We start from the raw sequence: 14,262 nt of genomic DNA on the forward strand, positions 1-14,262 counted from the left end.
GACGGTGAAGACGACACCACTGTGCTCGGCGACCCGGGATGTGAGCCATCATGCGGGAAGGGCGAAGCCCTACCGCCTTGGTCTAGGGCGGCTGTTCGCTGTCCGGCGGGCGCGGAAGGCGGCAAGCTGTCCGCGGGAGAGGGCGAGCTCGCCCGGCGGCCGGGCGCCGTACGCCTTTGGTTCAGGTCCGACCCGCCCAGCGTATCGATCTGGTTAGAGCAGCCTCGCCCCCAGACGAGACGGGCCAGCCCTTGGTTCATGTGCTGGGCCAGACCGTACGCCGTCGCGGCCCGCGTCGCATACCCTCGTACCGATGGCGGGGGCGGGCGCTTCTCCTAGGCTGTGGCGGCTGTCTTTGGAGGAGAAGCAAGATGAAGATCGTCGTCATCGGCGGAACGGGCCTGATCGGCTCGAACGTCGTCGCCAAACTGACCCGCCTGGGCCACGAGGCCGTCGCGGCCGCGCCCAACACCGGCGTCAACACTGTCACCGGCGAAGGCCTGGCCGAAGCGCTGGACGGCGCCGAGATCGTCATCGACGTGGCCAACTCGCCGGTCTTCGAGACCGGTCCGGCCCTGGAGTTCTTCCTGGCCTCGGGCGGCAACCTGCTGGCCGCGGCGGCCAAGGCGGGGGTCAAGCACCACGTCGCCCTGTCGGTGGTCGGCGCCGAACGCCTGCAGGACAGCGGCTACTTCCGCGCCAAGATCGTGCAGGAGGCCCTTATCCGCGCCTCGTCGATCCCGTTCACCGTCCTGCGGTCCACCCAGTTCTTCCCGTTCGTGGCCGGCATCGTTCAGGCCGGAACCGTGGGCGACGAGGTTCACGTCTCGCCCGCGCCGGTGCAGCCGATCTCGGCCTTCGACGTCGCCGAGGTGTTGACCGACGTCGCCCTGGCCGCGCCGGTGAACGGTCTGCTGGAGGTGGCCGGACCGGAAGCCTTCGGCCTCGACAGGTTCGTGGCCCGCTATCTCCAGGCCAAGGGCGACACCCGCAAGATCGTGAGCGACCCCAAGGCGCTCTATTTCGGCGTCGAGCTCGACGAACGCTCGCTGGTTCCGGGGGCGAACCCGATCCTGGGATCGGCCGCGTTCGAGGATTGGCTGAAAACCAGCATCCCGGCGCCAGCACCGGCCGCCTGATCCACCCGCCTCGTCATGACGGCGCCGGACGCAGCCCTTCGCGTCCGGCGCCGTTTTAGTTTCAGCCGCCCGCAGGAGGCCGCCATGAGCCAGTCCGACATAGATGTCTCCCGTCCCGATCTTTCCCTGGGCGTGACGGCCGAGGAAGTTCCCGAGCAGGGCGTGTTCGCCGGCCGGGTCGGCGATCAGCCGGTGATCCTGGCCCGGGTCGACGGCGAGATCGTCGCCCTCGACGGCGCCTGCACCCACTACAACGGCCCGTTGCACGAGGGCCTGCGGGTGGGCCAGACCATCAATTGCCCGCTGCATCACGCCTGTTTCGACCTGCGCACCGGCGCCGCCCTGAAGGCGCCCGCCCTGGCGCCGCTCGACCGCTGGAAGGTGGAGGTCGAGGGCGAGCGGCTCTTCGTCCGCGAAAAGCTGCCCAAGGTCGCGCCGAACCTGGCGCCCGGGCGCGACGCGTCGGCCGATCCGGCGTCGATCGTCATCGTTGGCGGCGGCGCGGCGGGCTTCGCGGCGGCCCAGCGGCTTCGCGACCTCGGCTACGCCGGCGACCTGACCCTGGTCAGCGCCGACCGCGACGCGCCCTATGATCGGCCGAACGTCTCCAAGGACTACCTGTCGGGCGACGCCGATCCCTCCTGGATGCCACTGAAGGGCGAGCGCTTCTACCTTGAACGCGGGATCGCGCTGCGGCTCGACACCCGCGTTGAAGCCGTCGACGCGGCCGAGCGCCGGGTGACGCTGCAGGGCGGGGAAACCCTCGGCTACAACCGGCTGCTGCTGGCCACAGGCGCCGAGCCCAACCGACCGCCGGGGCCGGACTTCGTGCGCGACAACGTCCACCTGTTGCGCAGCCTGGCCGACGCCGACCGCCTGACCGCCGCCCTGGGCTCGGCCCGGCGGGCGGTGGTCGTCGGCTCCAGCTTCATCGGCCTCGAGGCCGCCGCCGCTTTGCGGATCCGGGGGCTTGAGGTGCGCGTCGTCGGTCCCGACGCCACGCCGCTGGAGGCCAAGCTGGGCCCCGAACTGGGCGCGATGATCAAGGCCGTGCACGACGAGCGCGGCGTGGTCTTCCACCTCGGCCGCAAGGTGCAGGGCTTCGACGGCGCGCGCCTGACCCTCGACGACGGCGCGACGATCGAGACCGACCTGGTGGTGCTGGGCATCGGGGTGCGGCCACTGCTGGAACTGGCGCAGGCGGCGGGCCTGGCCGTCGATCGCGGCGTGGTGGTCGACGAGCGCCTGCGCACCAGCGATCCGCACGTCTTCGCCGCCGGCGACATCGCCCGCTATCCGGGCCTGGGCGGGGAGCTGGTTCGTGTCGAGCACTGGGTGGCGGCCGAGCGCCAGGGCCAGATCGCGGCGGCGACCATGCTGGGCCTGCCGTCGGAGCGCGAGCCGCCTTACTTCTGGAGCGCGCACTATGACCTGACCATCCGCTATGTCGGCCATGCCGAGCGCTGGGACAGGATCGAGGTGATCGGCTCGACGGCCGACCGCGACGCCGAGGTTCGCTACTTCGACGCAGAGCGCCTGGTCGCCGTGGCGACGGTGAATCGCGACATGGCCGCGTTGCGGGCTGGGCAGATTCTGGCCGGCGGCTGATCTTCGAGAAGATTGAAGAGAACTCGCGCGCCCAGGGGATCCGGGGCGCGCGAGCCGTCCGTTCTCAGGCCGCGGCGGTGGAGGCGCGGCGCAGCCAGAGATCGAACTCGGTATGGCCGAAGCGCGGCGTGCCGCCCGACAGCAGGGTCTCGTCGCTGAGCGGCGTTCCGAAGTAGAGCGCCCGCGGATCGGCGACGACGGCGCGGTTGTCGCTGCGCGAGGCCATGTAGCGCTTGACCAGATCGTCCAGCTGGAACGGGTCGGGGCCCGCCACCTCGATGGTTCCGTTGACCGGCGAGCGCTCGACGAGGTCGGCCAGGGCGCCGGCCACGTCGTCGGCGGCGATGAACTGCACGCGCGCCGGATTGAGGCGTACGGTCTCGCCGTCCAGGCCGTCCTCGACGATCGCGTCCAGGAATTCGAAGAACTGCGTGGAGCGCAGGATCGAGAACGGCACGGCGCCGGCCTGGACCAGCTTCTCCTGCGCCAGCTTGGCGCGGAAGTAGCCGCTGCCCTGCAGCCGCTCACAGCCGACGATCGACAGCGCCAGGTGGTGGCGGACGCCCTCGGCGGCGGCCGCGGCCAGGATGTTGCGGCTGGAGGCCTCGAAGAAGGCCATGGCCGTCGCCTCGTCGAACGCCGGGGCGTTCAGCACGTCGACGACCACGTCGGCCCCGACCATGATCTCGTCCATCCCCTGGCCGCCCGTGACGACGTCGACGCCCGAGCCGCGCGAGGCGATCCGGACATTGTGGTTGCGGCGGCGCAGGACGTCCACCAGCCGGGAGCCGACCACGCCGGTTCCCCCTGCGACTACGACTTTCATGACATTCACCCTTGCTTGCGGCGGTTCTGGTTGGCGGGGACGGGCGCCTGCAGGCTGGCGCGCAGCCAGTCGTGAAAACGGGTCTGGGCCAGGCGCGGGGTCTCGCCGGGCAACAGCGAGGCCTCGTCGAGGCGAGCGCCGAAATAGGGAACCTCGTCGTCGACGGTGACGCGGCGAGGGTCCTCGTAGGCGGTCAGCACCTCGGTCGCCAGTTCGTGCAGGCGGAAGCGCTCGGGGCCGGCGACCTCGACCGTGCCGTTCAGGGGATCGCTTAGGGCGATGTCGGCCAGGGTCTCGGCCACGTCCTCGGCGGCGATCGGCTGCACGCGGGCGGACGAGAGCGCCACCTCGCGGGCCGAGCCGTCCTGGACGACGCCGCTGATGAACTCGAAGAACTGGGTTGAGCGCAGGATGCTGAACGGCAGGCCCGAGGCCTTGAGCAGGTCTTCCTGGCGCTTCTTGGCCCGGAAGTAGCCGCTGGCCTGCAGGCGGTCGGTCCCGACGATCGACAGGGCGACGTGGTGGCGGACGCCCGCCGCCCTGCCGGCGGCCAGGATGTTGTGTCCGGCCGTCTCGAAGAAGGCCAGGGCCGCGTCGCCGTCGAGCAACGGCGACTGGGTCACATCGACCACGACGCTCGCGCCGTCGAAGGCCACGTCCAGGCCTTGGCCGGTCACCGCGTCTACGCCGAAGGACGGCGAGGCCTCGAGGACGCGATAGTCGTCCTGGCGCAGGTTGTAGACGAGCTTCTCCCCGATCCGCCCGCTGCCGCCAACCACTACGATCTTCATCTCGAAAGCCTCCGCTTGCGGCCCGAAGGCCTGGGCGGAAAAGCTAGAAGACGGGGCGGGATGGGGTCGATTGGGGGAAAGGGCGGGGGCGACCTATACGGGCGTACAGGTCGCCCCCGATCTCAGACCTGCAGGCCTTCGCTGGCCAGGGCGGCGGCGACGGCCGGGCGGGCCTTCATGCGCTCGAAATAGGCCGCCAGCGGCGCGGGCAGGACCACGCCGTTGGGTCTGGCCCAGGTCATGATCACGAACAGGTAGGGGTCGGCCACGGTCAGGTCCGGGCCCAGGAGGTAGCCGTCTCTGAGGCTGGCGGCCAGGTACTCCAGGCGCAGGCTCGCCACGGCGCGGGCCTTGTCCTTGGCCTCTTCGGTGACGTTGGGGACGAAGAAGGCGTGGAAGCTCTTGTGCACCTCGGTCGAGATGTAGGCGAGGGCCTCCAGCAGGCGGAACCAGCCCAGCGGCCCTTCGGGGCGCAGCTGCGGCGACTGTTCGGCGATCCACGACAGGATGGCGATGTTCTCGGTGATCATCTCGCCGCTGTCGAGCACCAGGGCCGGCACGTAGCCCTTGGGATTGATGGCCGCGTAGTCGGCGCCGGTCTCGGTCGTGCGGGTGTGCAGGTCCACGCGCTCGAATTCGCAGGCGATGCCGGCCTCTGCCAGGGCGATGCGGTCGGCGAGGCTGCACGCGCCGATGGCGTAGTAGAGTTTCATGGAATGGGTCTTCCGCGGAGTTGTCTGAGGGGGACGACGCTAGGACGCGGGCCCGGTTCGGGCGATCGGGCCAGGAGGCGGGGGCGACCTATCCCAAGGTATGGCGCGTTCAGGCCCTCGGCGGCTGGTCGCGCCAGCAGCGGCCCAGGGCGGCGGCCAGATGCCGTAGCAGCACCTGATCCCTGATCGGCTTGATCAGATAGGCGACCGCGCCGGAGGCCAGGCAGCGCGAGCGGATCAGCGCTTCCGGATTGGCCGAGATGATGATGACCGGCAGGCCGGGATCTATGCAGCGCATGTGCTGCTGCAGCACCAGCCCGCTCTTGCCGGGCAGGTTGAGATCGGTGACGAGGCAGATGAAACGGCCTGGTGAATAGGCCGACAGGAAGCCGTCGGCGTCGGCGAAGGTCCGGCAGTCGTAGCCGGAAACCTCGAGGAGCTCGGCCAGCGCCTGGCGCAGCGCCTCGTCGTCGTCGATGATCGCGAAAACAGGCGCGGTGGACAAACTGTGGCCCTTACTCGGCGAACGGCGATAGCGGCTCTTATCCATCGTCCCGATCCGAGGTCGGTCCTACCTATCCAAAAGGCTTATCCGGGAAGTTCGTCCCGCAGATGCTCGGGCAGGGACTGCCAGGCGCGGACGAGGTGGGTGACGAAGGGCGCGCGCATCTTCTTCATCACACTGCTGCGGTGAAGCTTCACGGTCACCTCGGTGATGCCGAGGTCGTAGGCGATCTGCTTGTTGAGCGCGCCCTGGACCACGGCCCTCATGACCTGCCGCTCGCGCGGGGTGAGGGTGACGAACAGGCTGGCGTTCTCTCGGGTCGTATGGGCGTCGCCGCGCTTGGCCAGATCGGCGGCGATGGCCTTGTTGACCGCGTCTAGCAGGGTCTGGTCGCGGGCCGGCTTGGCCAGGAAGTCGACGGCGCCGGCCTTCATGGCCTGCACGGTCATCGGGATGTCGCCATGCCCGGTGAGGAAGATGATCGAGGTGAGGATACCGTTGGCGGCCAGGTGGCTCTGGAAGTCGAGCCCGCTGAGGCCAGGCATGCGCACGTCCAGGATCATGCATCCGGGCCGGTGCAGCACCTCGGCGTCGAGCAGTTCGCGGGTCGAACCGAAGCAGATCGACTCTATGCCCACCGACTCCAGGAGTTCGCAGATCGATAGCCGTACGGCGTCGTCGTCGTCGACCACGATCACCAGCGGCACGAGGTCGCCGGTCCGGGTCTCGGCGGCCGAAAGGCTGCGCGGTTCGCCGGCGACCGTCATGCGCGACGCTGGCGACCAGGCGTTGGCGATGCGCGCGCCGTGGTCGTGCGCATACGAGACGAGCTCAGTCATCTGAAGACCTCCTGCGCGTTCCGGCCCTGATGGCCGAGATCCGTGATTGTTCTCTGTCGCGCGCCCGTGCACTGAGCCAGACGTCGATCTCCGGCATGAACTCGGGCGGAGCGGGGATGTTGGCCACGACGTCGAGGAGGCTGGTGCGGGCCAGCTCGGCGCGCATGGCCTTCTCGGCCCGGAGCATGATGGCGTGGATGCCGCAGACGCGGCGAGTGGCCCAGCGCGGGGCCTCATCCTCGAACAGCGCGCAGTTGCGGCGCACTTCGCGGCAGGTGATCAGCGACTTGCGACCGTCGATCGCGTCGGCGACGTCGAGCATCGAGATGGTCTCGGGCGGTCGCGCCAGGCGATAACCGCCGTTGATGCCGCCGCTGGAGGCGACGATCCCGGCCTTCTCGAGCTTCGGCATGATCTTGGCGATCATGGCGGGCGACACGCCCTGAAGTTCGGCGAGGTCGCGGCTGCTGACCGGGGCGTCGCGGGCGACCAGCCAGGTCAGGCAATGCATGCCGTACTCGACCGCCGCGCCATAGAGCGCTCCGCCGCCCTGAGGCGGGGAGGGCGGCTTTCCGGCGGGCTTTTCGGCGTGGGGCTGGGGGCTGTTCATCGTAACGCGACCTTGGTTGGTCCGCGTTATCACGCTGCTCTCCCAGGGCGTGCAACGGCTAACCGATGCACGCCCTCTTCAGGGGGGAGAGCCGCTCCCCCCGCCCGGGCGGGGGGGGAGCGCTCTAGTCGTCATATCCGGCTTCGAGCGCCGCCTCGGTCTCGGCGGCCGAGCCGCCGTCGACCTGGAATTCCACGTGGGCGGCCAGAAACGCGATACGGCCCGACAGCGAGTGGAAGGCCGCCTTGGGCGCTTCGTAGCTCCAGGCCACGTTGTCGACGATGTGCTGGTCCCGATAGATCGTGAAGTAGCGCGCCTCGCCCTTGTGCGGGTTGTGGGTGACCTTGTCGGTCTGGCGCAGGAAGATCATGAACACGTCGCGGCGCGGGAAGTAGTAGACCGGCCGCCGCCCGGTTTCGCGCACCGTGATCACGTCGTCGCTGTCGGCGATGTCGTGGCCTTCGAACAGGGCGCGCACACGCCGCGCCTCGCGCGTCACCGTGTAGATCTGGTCTGTTTCCCCGGTGGTCATGGCGGTGGCCTTTCCTTGCTTCTGGCGAGAAGGGGCGAGCCGGACAGGTAGGGTGCTCGCCTACCGCTTCGTTGGTCGCAGGATGAAATCGGAAAAAATCCTGCGTTCACCATCCCTGTCACGTCCGATTGACACGGCTCGCCGTCATTGGGGCGGTGATCGGGCGGCGGTTGTAGCTATCCGCTGGACGCGCCGTTCCGGGCCCTGCGCCCGGCGACCGACGGGGTATGCTCGGAGAAGGCTTAGTTCGGCCCATGCCAAGGGATAGGCGCGGCCGCTTCCAGGCGAGGTCTCCCGCGCCAGGCGGCGGTTCGAGAGGGCGTTGGCGAACGGGCCTCCAGCCTGCAAAGCCGAGCGCCGAGCGCCAAGCCCGGCGATCAAGGCGGGACTAGTCGATCTGGAACGCGAAACACCTTCGCGGACCATCCAGAGGCAGAAGCCATGTCCAAGACCACCACTGTAGCCGCCGCGGCCCTCGTCGCGACCGCGCTGTCGGGCGCCGCCGGCGCCCAGCCGATCCTCGATCCCGCCGCCCAGGCCTTCGTGGACTCCCTGGCCGGAGGCAAGCCGATCTACACGATGACCCCGACCGAGGCGCGCGGCGCGCTGTCGGGCGCCCAGGCGATCCCGGTCGCCAAGCTTCCCGCCCGCATCGAGGACAAGGTGTTCCCGGTAGGCCCGACCGGATCTGTCCGCGTTCGCATCGTTCGCCCCGAGGGCGCGAAGGGCAAGCTGCCGGTGGTGCTGCACATTCACGGCGGCGGCTGGGTTCTGGGCGGGGTCGACACCCATGATCGCCTGACCCGCGAGATCGCCGTTGGCGCCAAGGCCGCCGTGCTGTTCGTCGACTACGACCGTTCGCCCGAGGCGCGCTATCCCGTGGCCGTCGAGCAGGCCTACGCCGCGCTCCAATACTTCATCGAGCATGCCGACCAGTTCGAGGTCGATCCGTCGCGGCTGGCCATCGTCGGCGACAGCGTCGGCGGCAACATGTCGGCCGCGCTCACCCTTATGGCCAAGGCCCGCAATGGCCCGAAGTTCGACCTGCAGGTGCTGCTCTATCCGGTCACCGACGCCAATTTCGAGACCGGATCCTACACCACCTTCGCCGAGGGGCCGTGGCTGACCCGCAAGGCCATGCAGTGGTTCTGGGACGCCTATGCCCCTGACACGGCCAGCCGCAAGCGTTCGACTGTCGCGCCGCTGCAGGCCAGCGTCGAAGAGCTGAAGGGCCTGCCCGAGGCGGTGGTGATCGTCGACGAGAACGACGTGCTGCGCGACGAAGGCGAGGCCTATGCCCGCAAGCTGCTGCAAGCCGGCGTGCGGGTGACCTCCACGCGCTACAACGGCACGATCCATGACTTCATGATGCTGAACGCCGTCGCCGAGACCCCGGCGACGCGGGCGGCGGTGCTCCAGACCAACACGGCGCTCTACAAGGCGCTGCACAAGTAGTCGCGGATGGCGCGGCGGACGGTCTGGAGATCGTCCGCCGCGTGGATCCCGGACCGGGTCGAGCCGCCTTCCGTGGGACCGTCGGTAAGGAATGACGCGGATTGGGGGCGCGCGGCGCCCCCGTCCGTGTGAGGGCGGCGAGTGGGCGGGGGGCTACCCTGGGCTCCATGAAGAGGTCCCACGCACGCTCCATCGTCCCATCCCGCCGGCCCTTCCTGTTGGTCATGCGCCCGGGCGAGCGCGTTTTCGAGGGAGGGCGGCGATGAGCACGGTCTTCCGCAGCCTGGCCCGTAGCGAGCGGGGCGATCTCGTCGACCTCGCCTCCGAGGCGGTGGTGGTCTGCGACCCGTCGGGCGTGGTGCGGTACTGGAACCCCGCGGCCGAGGCCCTGTACGGCTGGCCGGCCATGGCGATGGTGGGGCTGGGGCTCTCGGACCTGGCGGCCGATCCGCTGCTGCACGACGAGGAATGGGCGCTGCTCCTGCTGGAAGGCGCCTGGGAGGGGGTGATGCGCAGGCGCGGCGCGGTCGGGCCGGCCGTGGCGGCCAGCGGTCGGCGCACGGTGCGTCGCAATCCGGATGGTTCCCCCCGCGACATCGTCGAATACAGCCAGCCCCTGGCCGAGCGGACGGAGGACACGCTGTTCGAGGCCCGCGCGGGCCATCAGCGGGCCTCGGCCGCCTGCTGGGAGCTGGATGTCTCGGCAGCCGCTGGGACCGAGAAGGGCGCGGCCCTGCTCGAGGCCTGCAGGATCATCGACGCCAACACCCGGGCCGTTCGCCTTTTCGGCGCGGCGATCCGGCGTGAACACATGGCGGGACGCCCCTTGGTCGATTTCTGGCCGGCCGAGAGCCGCGAGAGTCTGGCCGAACTGCTGGACGCCGCCTTGCAGCAGCCTTCCGCGTCGCCGCTGGCCCGCGCCCTTGGTCCGCACGGCCTGCTGGCCGGCGCCACGGCGACCGCCTGGCGTTCGGCTGAGCCCGCGCGCCCGGATGTGCTGTTCCTGATGGTCAACGCCGCGGTTTGCGATGATCGCACCGCCTGGGAGCTGCAGGCCAGCGAGGACCGCTATCGCAAGCTGATCCACTTCTCGCCGACGCCGCTCTGGCATGTCGACGCCAGGCGCTCGGGCGACGAGCTGCACCGCCTGCGCGCCGAAGGGATTGACGACATCATGGCCTATCTCGACGCCAATCCGGCGCTGGTCGAGCTTGCCAAGGACATCGTCGTGGTGACCGACGTCAACCAGGCCGCCGTGTCGCTGTTCGGCGCCCGAAACCCCGCTGAGCTTCTGCAGTCGGTCCGCTACCTGTTCTCGGCCACGCCGGAAATGGCCAAGCGGGTGATGAAGGCCCACTTCGAAGGGGCGCGGAACTATGTCGAGCAGGCCAAGATGGCCACCTTCGACGGCCGCATGCTCGATGTGGTGTTGAGCGTCACCTATCCGACGCCGCCCGAGTACATGGACACCACCTTCATCACCATCGAGGACATCACCGAGCGTCTGCGGACCGAGGCCGAACTGCGCCGGCTGCAGTCGAACTTCGCCCACGCCGCGCGGGTCTCGACCCTGGGAGAGTTGGCGACCTCGATCGCTCATGAGGTCAATCAGCCCCTGTCGGCCATTCTGACCAACGCGGAGACCAGCCTCCGCTGGCTGGGTCAGCCGCATCCCAATCTCGGCAAGGTGCGCACCCTGACCGAGCGCATCGCCGTCAGCGCCAGCCGGGCCAGCGAGATCATCCAGCGTATCCGCGGCATGGCGATGAAGCGCGAGCCCAAGCCTGGGTTGCTGGATCTGTCCAGGATCATCGACGAGGCGCTGACGATCGTCCGGCACGACGTGGAGACCAAGGCGATCGCGTTGATCCTGATGGTCGAGCCGGGCCTGCCGGCGGTGGATGGTGACCGGGTCCAGCTGCAACAGGTGCTGGTTAACCTCCTGGTCAACAGCATCCAGGCCATCGAGAACGCCGGCGTCAACCTGCGCGAAATCCGCCTGGGCGCGGTCCGGGAAGGACGCGGAGTGGTGATCTGGGTTCACGACAGCGGGCCGGGGATCGCCGATCAGCACCTGGCCAGTATCTTCGACGGCTTCTTCACCACCAAGGAAACGGGCATCGGCATGGGGCTGGCCATCTGCCAGTCGATCATCGCTGAACATGGCGGCGAGATCTCGGCGGCCAACCATGAGGACGGCGGGGCGATCTTCCAGATCACCCTGCCGTTCGGGCGGGACGTCTAGGCGTTCTTCTCCGCCGTTTGCCGCAGTTGGCTATGGGCTCGCCGCCAGGCGTTGGGCGGCGCGCCGTACTCGCGGTGGAACAGGCGGGTCAGGTGGGGCTGGTCGGTCAGGCCGCAGGCCAGGGCGACCTGGCTGATCGGCGCTTCGGTGTTGACCAGCAGCATGCGCGCCCGCTCCAGGCGCAGGCTCATCACATAGCGCGAGAAGCACTGCCGAAAGCTCTTCTTGAAGGCCCGGGAGAAGTGGCTGCGGCTGACCCGGACCATCGCGGCCAGGTCGTCGAGGCGCAGCTGCGTCTCGAGGTTCTGGCTGATGTGGGTCTCAATCCGCTTGCTCTGCCAGGGGGCGAAGCCGCCGCTATGGACCAGCGGCGCGGGCGCGCCGCCGACCAGCTGGATGGCCCGCGCGAGCTTGGCGCGGATCTCGGACTGCTCTGGGGCCAGTTCGTCGAGCGCGGCGACCAGCAGGCCGGCGACCAAGCGATACGAACCGCTGCTGGTGGTGAAGTTGATCGCTGGCTCCATGGCGCAATTTCCGTCTCTGCATCCGTCTCGCCGAACCCGTGGATCCCGTTGGTGGGGCGCATGGGCTGGCAGCGTCGAAAGGAAGGGTACGGACGGCGAGGGCGGCGATCGATCCGGGCGTTGGGCAGGGCTGACCTATACCGGCGGGTAGGATCGGGCGGCGAGCGGCGTGTCCGCGGCTCAGGAAGGGTTGCGCGCCATGGCCGCCAGCTGTTCGGCGACGAAGTCGGAGAACAGTCGCGCGCGCAGAGGCTGGAAGCGGCCGAAGGCGTGAAGCATCCGCAACGGCACCACCGGCAGGGGGGCGTTGGGCATGACGATTTCCAGCCGGCCCGCGCGGATATCTTCGTCGACGGTCCAGCGCAGCAGCTGAGCGACGCCGACGCCGTTCACCGCCGCCGCCCTCAGGGCGAAGCCGGAATCGCAGTCCAGCACGCCCTCCGGCGACAGCGTCGCGCCGTCGGCGAAGCGGATGGGGAAGGGGCGTCCGCCCAGGCGGTAGCCGACGTGCCGGGCGGCCGCCAGCTCGGCCAGGGTCTCGGGGCGGCCGTGGCGGTCGAGATGCTCGGGCGACGCGACCAGGGCCAGCGGCGCGGCGCCCAGCGAGCGGACGACGAGGTCGCTCTCCTCGACCTGGCCGGCGCGCAGGGCCAGATCATAGCCCTCGCGGATCAGGTCGACATGGCGGTCGCTCATGTCGAGTTCGAGCTTCACGCCCGGGTGCCTTGGCATGAACACCCGGGTCAACGGGTCCAGCAGCAGGCGGCCGAGGTCCGTGGGCATCGACACCCGCAGACGTCCGGTCGCCGCGGCGGCGGTCTGCACCACGTCCTGCGCCTCGCCCAGGGCCCGCAGCAGCGGCATGACCCGCTCGAAATAGGCCGCGCCTTCGGGCGTGAGGGTCAGGGTGCGGGTCGAGCGCGCGAACAACTGCACGCCCAGTCGGGTCTCCAGCCGCGCGACGCTCTTGGATACCGACGACGGCGTGGCTCCGGCCTTGCGGGCGGCCGCGCTGAACGAGCCGGTCTCCACTGCGTCGATGAAGGCCGACAATCCGGCTGCGTTTTCGAGAGGATTGTTCATTTTGTCCATGATGGCACAAAAGATGTTCTATTCTGCGTTCTTATAAGAATTTCGCTCACGTCTATCTAGGTCTCCGAACGCAAGCAGACGCGATCGGAGCAAAGCGAAATGGACACTCTCAAGAACAAGGTCGCCGTGATCACCGGCGGCGCCAGCGGCATCGGCCTGGCTTCGGCCAGGCTGTTCGTCGAGCAGGGCGCGAACGTGATTGTCACGGGGCGGCGACCAGACGCGGTGAAGGCGGCCGTCGCCGAAATCGGCCCGCGAGGCTTTGGCGTCGTCGGCGACGTCGCCGACCCGGCCCACCATGAGGCGGTGGCCGATGTGGTGCGCGAGCGCTTCGGCGGCCTCGACGTCTACATGGCCAACGCCGGGATCAACACGATCACGCCGTCGCCGCTGGTCTCGGAAAGCGAGTACGACGCCCAGTTCGCGGTCAACACCCGCGGCGTCTTCTTCGGCGTCCAGAAGGTCGAGCCGCTGCTGCGCGACGGCGGGGCGATCATCCTCACCGGCTCCATCGCCGCCGGCAAGGCGCTGGACGGACACGCCGCCTACGCCGGCTCGAAGGCGGCCCTGGGCGCCTTCGCGCGGGTCTGGGCCATCGAACTGCGCGAGCGCCGGATCCGCGTGAACCTGCTCAGCCCGGGCCCGACCGACACCGCCATTCTCGAAAAGCTGGGCGTGCCTCCCGAGCAGCGACCGGCCTTCGAAGCCGGCATGGCCGCCCGCATTCCGCTCGGCCGCATGGCCCGTCCCGACGAGACGGCCAAGGCCGCGCTGTTCCTGGCCTCCGACGCCAGCAGTTTCATCACCGGCATCGACCTGAAGGTCGACGGCGGCATGACCTTGCTGTGAGCGGGCGCCAATCAGGAGACAACGTCATGACCAAGGAAATCTACGATCCCGCCATCATCGACTTCGTGCTGCGGGTGATCCGCCTGGGCAGCGCCTACGACATGGAGGGCATGGAGGCGCTCTACACCGCCGACCAGTCGCTGCTGTTCCTCGACGATGAGGGACGGGTGGTGCGCAGCAGCCGCGCCGACATGCTCGCCGAGTTCCGAGGGCGTCGCGACGACGGCGAGGCTTCGTTGTCGACCGAGCACCGCTTCCTGCACGTGGAGCAGCAGGGCGACCACGCCACGGTGCTGCTCTATCGCCGTATGAGCCCCGCGACACGCCCGGCGCTCTACGAACTTCGGCTGCGCAAGGAGGCGGGAAACTGGATGGTGGCCGGCGAGACCGTGCTGCCCTGGCCCGACCTGGCTCATGCCGGGGATTTCCTGCCGCCCCGAGCGCTTGCGCGGGCGCCGCAGGCCGGAGGGGCCGGCGACCCTAGACCTTAGCACGAGAGGGGCAGGCCCATCCGCGAGATAGGCCTGCCCCCGG

The 14,262-nt window shown here is 69.3% G+C and carries 15 protein-coding genes; 6 read left to right on the forward strand and 9 right to left on the reverse strand.

Annotated features, from left to right (window positions below):
- The first annotated feature begins 371 nt into the window (after window positions 1–371).
- Both AC1RRS_RS22490 and AC1RRS_RS22495 read left to right on the forward strand, forming a co-directional pair.
- A complete protein-coding gene (locus AC1RRS_RS22490; RefSeq protein ID WP_492857111.1) occupies window positions 372–1,139 on the forward strand; it encodes an SDR family oxidoreductase in 768 nt (255 codons plus the stop codon).
- A gap of 84 nt (window positions 1,140–1,223) precedes the next feature.
- Entirely contained in the window at window positions 1,224–2,747 is a 1,524-nt protein-coding gene (locus AC1RRS_RS22495; protein ID WP_492857112.1) for an FAD-dependent oxidoreductase, read from the forward strand.
- 64 nt (window positions 2,748–2,811) lie between these two features.
- Here the strand turns inward: AC1RRS_RS22495 and AC1RRS_RS22500 are convergent, their stop codons facing one another.
- The 7 genes from AC1RRS_RS22500 to AC1RRS_RS22530 form a co-directional block, all read right to left on the reverse strand.
- The gene (locus AC1RRS_RS22500; RefSeq protein WP_492857113.1) at window positions 2,812–3,573 is read right to left on the reverse strand and encodes an SDR family oxidoreductase; all 762 of its coding nucleotides are present in this window, start codon (window positions 3,571–3,573) and stop codon (window positions 2,812–2,814) included.
- A gap of 5 nt (window positions 3,574–3,578) precedes the next feature.
- Entirely contained in the window at window positions 3,579–4,364 is a 786-nt protein-coding gene (locus tag AC1RRS_RS22505) for an SDR family oxidoreductase (RefSeq protein WP_492857114.1), read from the reverse strand.
- A gap of 122 nt (window positions 4,365–4,486) precedes the next feature.
- On the reverse strand, window positions 4,487–5,077 hold the full coding sequence (locus AC1RRS_RS22510; RefSeq protein WP_492857115.1) for a glutathione S-transferase N-terminal domain-containing protein: 591 nt from the start codon (window positions 5,075–5,077) through the stop codon (window positions 4,487–4,489).
- A gap of 109 nt (window positions 5,078–5,186) precedes the next feature.
- Window positions 5,187–5,582: a response regulator transcription factor gene (locus AC1RRS_RS22515; protein ID WP_492857116.1), complete on the reverse strand. Its 396-nt coding sequence runs from the start codon at window positions 5,580–5,582 to the stop codon at window positions 5,187–5,189.
- A gap of 83 nt (window positions 5,583–5,665) precedes the next feature.
- Window positions 5,666–6,421: a response regulator transcription factor gene (locus AC1RRS_RS22520; RefSeq protein WP_492857117.1), complete on the reverse strand. Its 756-nt coding sequence runs from the start codon at window positions 6,419–6,421 to the stop codon at window positions 5,666–5,668.
- Window positions 6,414–7,031 (reverse strand): RrF2 family transcriptional regulator, encoded by a 618-nt coding sequence (locus tag AC1RRS_RS22525; RefSeq protein WP_492857118.1) that lies wholly within the window; start codon window positions 7,029–7,031, stop codon window positions 6,414–6,416. The genes AC1RRS_RS22520 and AC1RRS_RS22525 overlap by 8 nt, the downstream gene beginning before the upstream one ends.
- Before the next feature lie 124 nt (window positions 7,032–7,155).
- Complete coding sequence (locus AC1RRS_RS22530) at window positions 7,156–7,563, reverse strand: DUF427 domain-containing protein (protein WP_492857119.1); 408 nt, start codon at window positions 7,561–7,563, stop codon at window positions 7,156–7,158.
- 441 nt (window positions 7,564–8,004) lie between these two features.
- On the opposite strand from AC1RRS_RS22530, the gene AC1RRS_RS22535 reads away from it, so the two are divergent.
- Together AC1RRS_RS22535 and AC1RRS_RS22540 are read left to right on the forward strand one after the other, a co-directional pair.
- Window positions 8,005–9,018, forward strand: a complete 1,014-nt coding sequence (locus tag AC1RRS_RS22535) for an alpha/beta hydrolase (RefSeq protein WP_492857120.1) — start codon at window positions 8,005–8,007, stop codon at window positions 9,016–9,018.
- A 262-nt stretch (window positions 9,019–9,280) separates the two neighbouring features.
- Window positions 9,281–11,263 carry an ATP-binding protein gene (locus AC1RRS_RS22540; protein WP_492857121.1) on the forward strand — a complete coding sequence of 661 codons (1,983 nt, stop codon included), beginning with the start codon at window positions 9,281–9,283 and terminating at the stop codon, window positions 11,261–11,263.
- Here AC1RRS_RS22540 and AC1RRS_RS22545 read toward each other — a convergent pair.
- Together AC1RRS_RS22545 and AC1RRS_RS22550 are read right to left on the reverse strand one after the other, a co-directional pair.
- Window positions 11,260–11,787 (reverse strand): helix-turn-helix domain-containing protein, encoded by a 528-nt coding sequence (locus tag AC1RRS_RS22545; protein WP_492857122.1) that lies wholly within the window; start codon window positions 11,785–11,787, stop codon window positions 11,260–11,262. The genes AC1RRS_RS22540 and AC1RRS_RS22545 overlap by 4 nt on opposite strands.
- A 180-nt stretch (window positions 11,788–11,967) precedes the next feature.
- Window positions 11,968–12,870, reverse strand: a complete 903-nt coding sequence (locus AC1RRS_RS22550) for a LysR family transcriptional regulator (RefSeq protein WP_492857123.1) — start codon at window positions 12,868–12,870, stop codon at window positions 11,968–11,970.
- Window positions 12,871–12,978: 108 nt separating this feature from the next.
- On the opposite strand from AC1RRS_RS22550, the gene AC1RRS_RS22555 reads away from it, so the two are divergent.
- Window positions 12,979–13,728, forward strand: a complete 750-nt coding sequence (locus AC1RRS_RS22555) for an SDR family NAD(P)-dependent oxidoreductase (RefSeq protein WP_492857124.1) — start codon at window positions 12,979–12,981, stop codon at window positions 13,726–13,728.
- Window positions 13,729–13,754: 26 nt separating this feature from the next.
- Window positions 13,755–14,219: a hypothetical protein gene (locus AC1RRS_RS22560; protein ID WP_492857125.1), complete on the forward strand. Its 465-nt coding sequence runs from the start codon at window positions 13,755–13,757 to the stop codon at window positions 14,217–14,219.
- Window positions 14,220–14,262 lie beyond the last annotated feature (43 nt).

It is taken from the genome of Caulobacter sp. GW821-FHT12A07 (assembly GCF_058807655.1).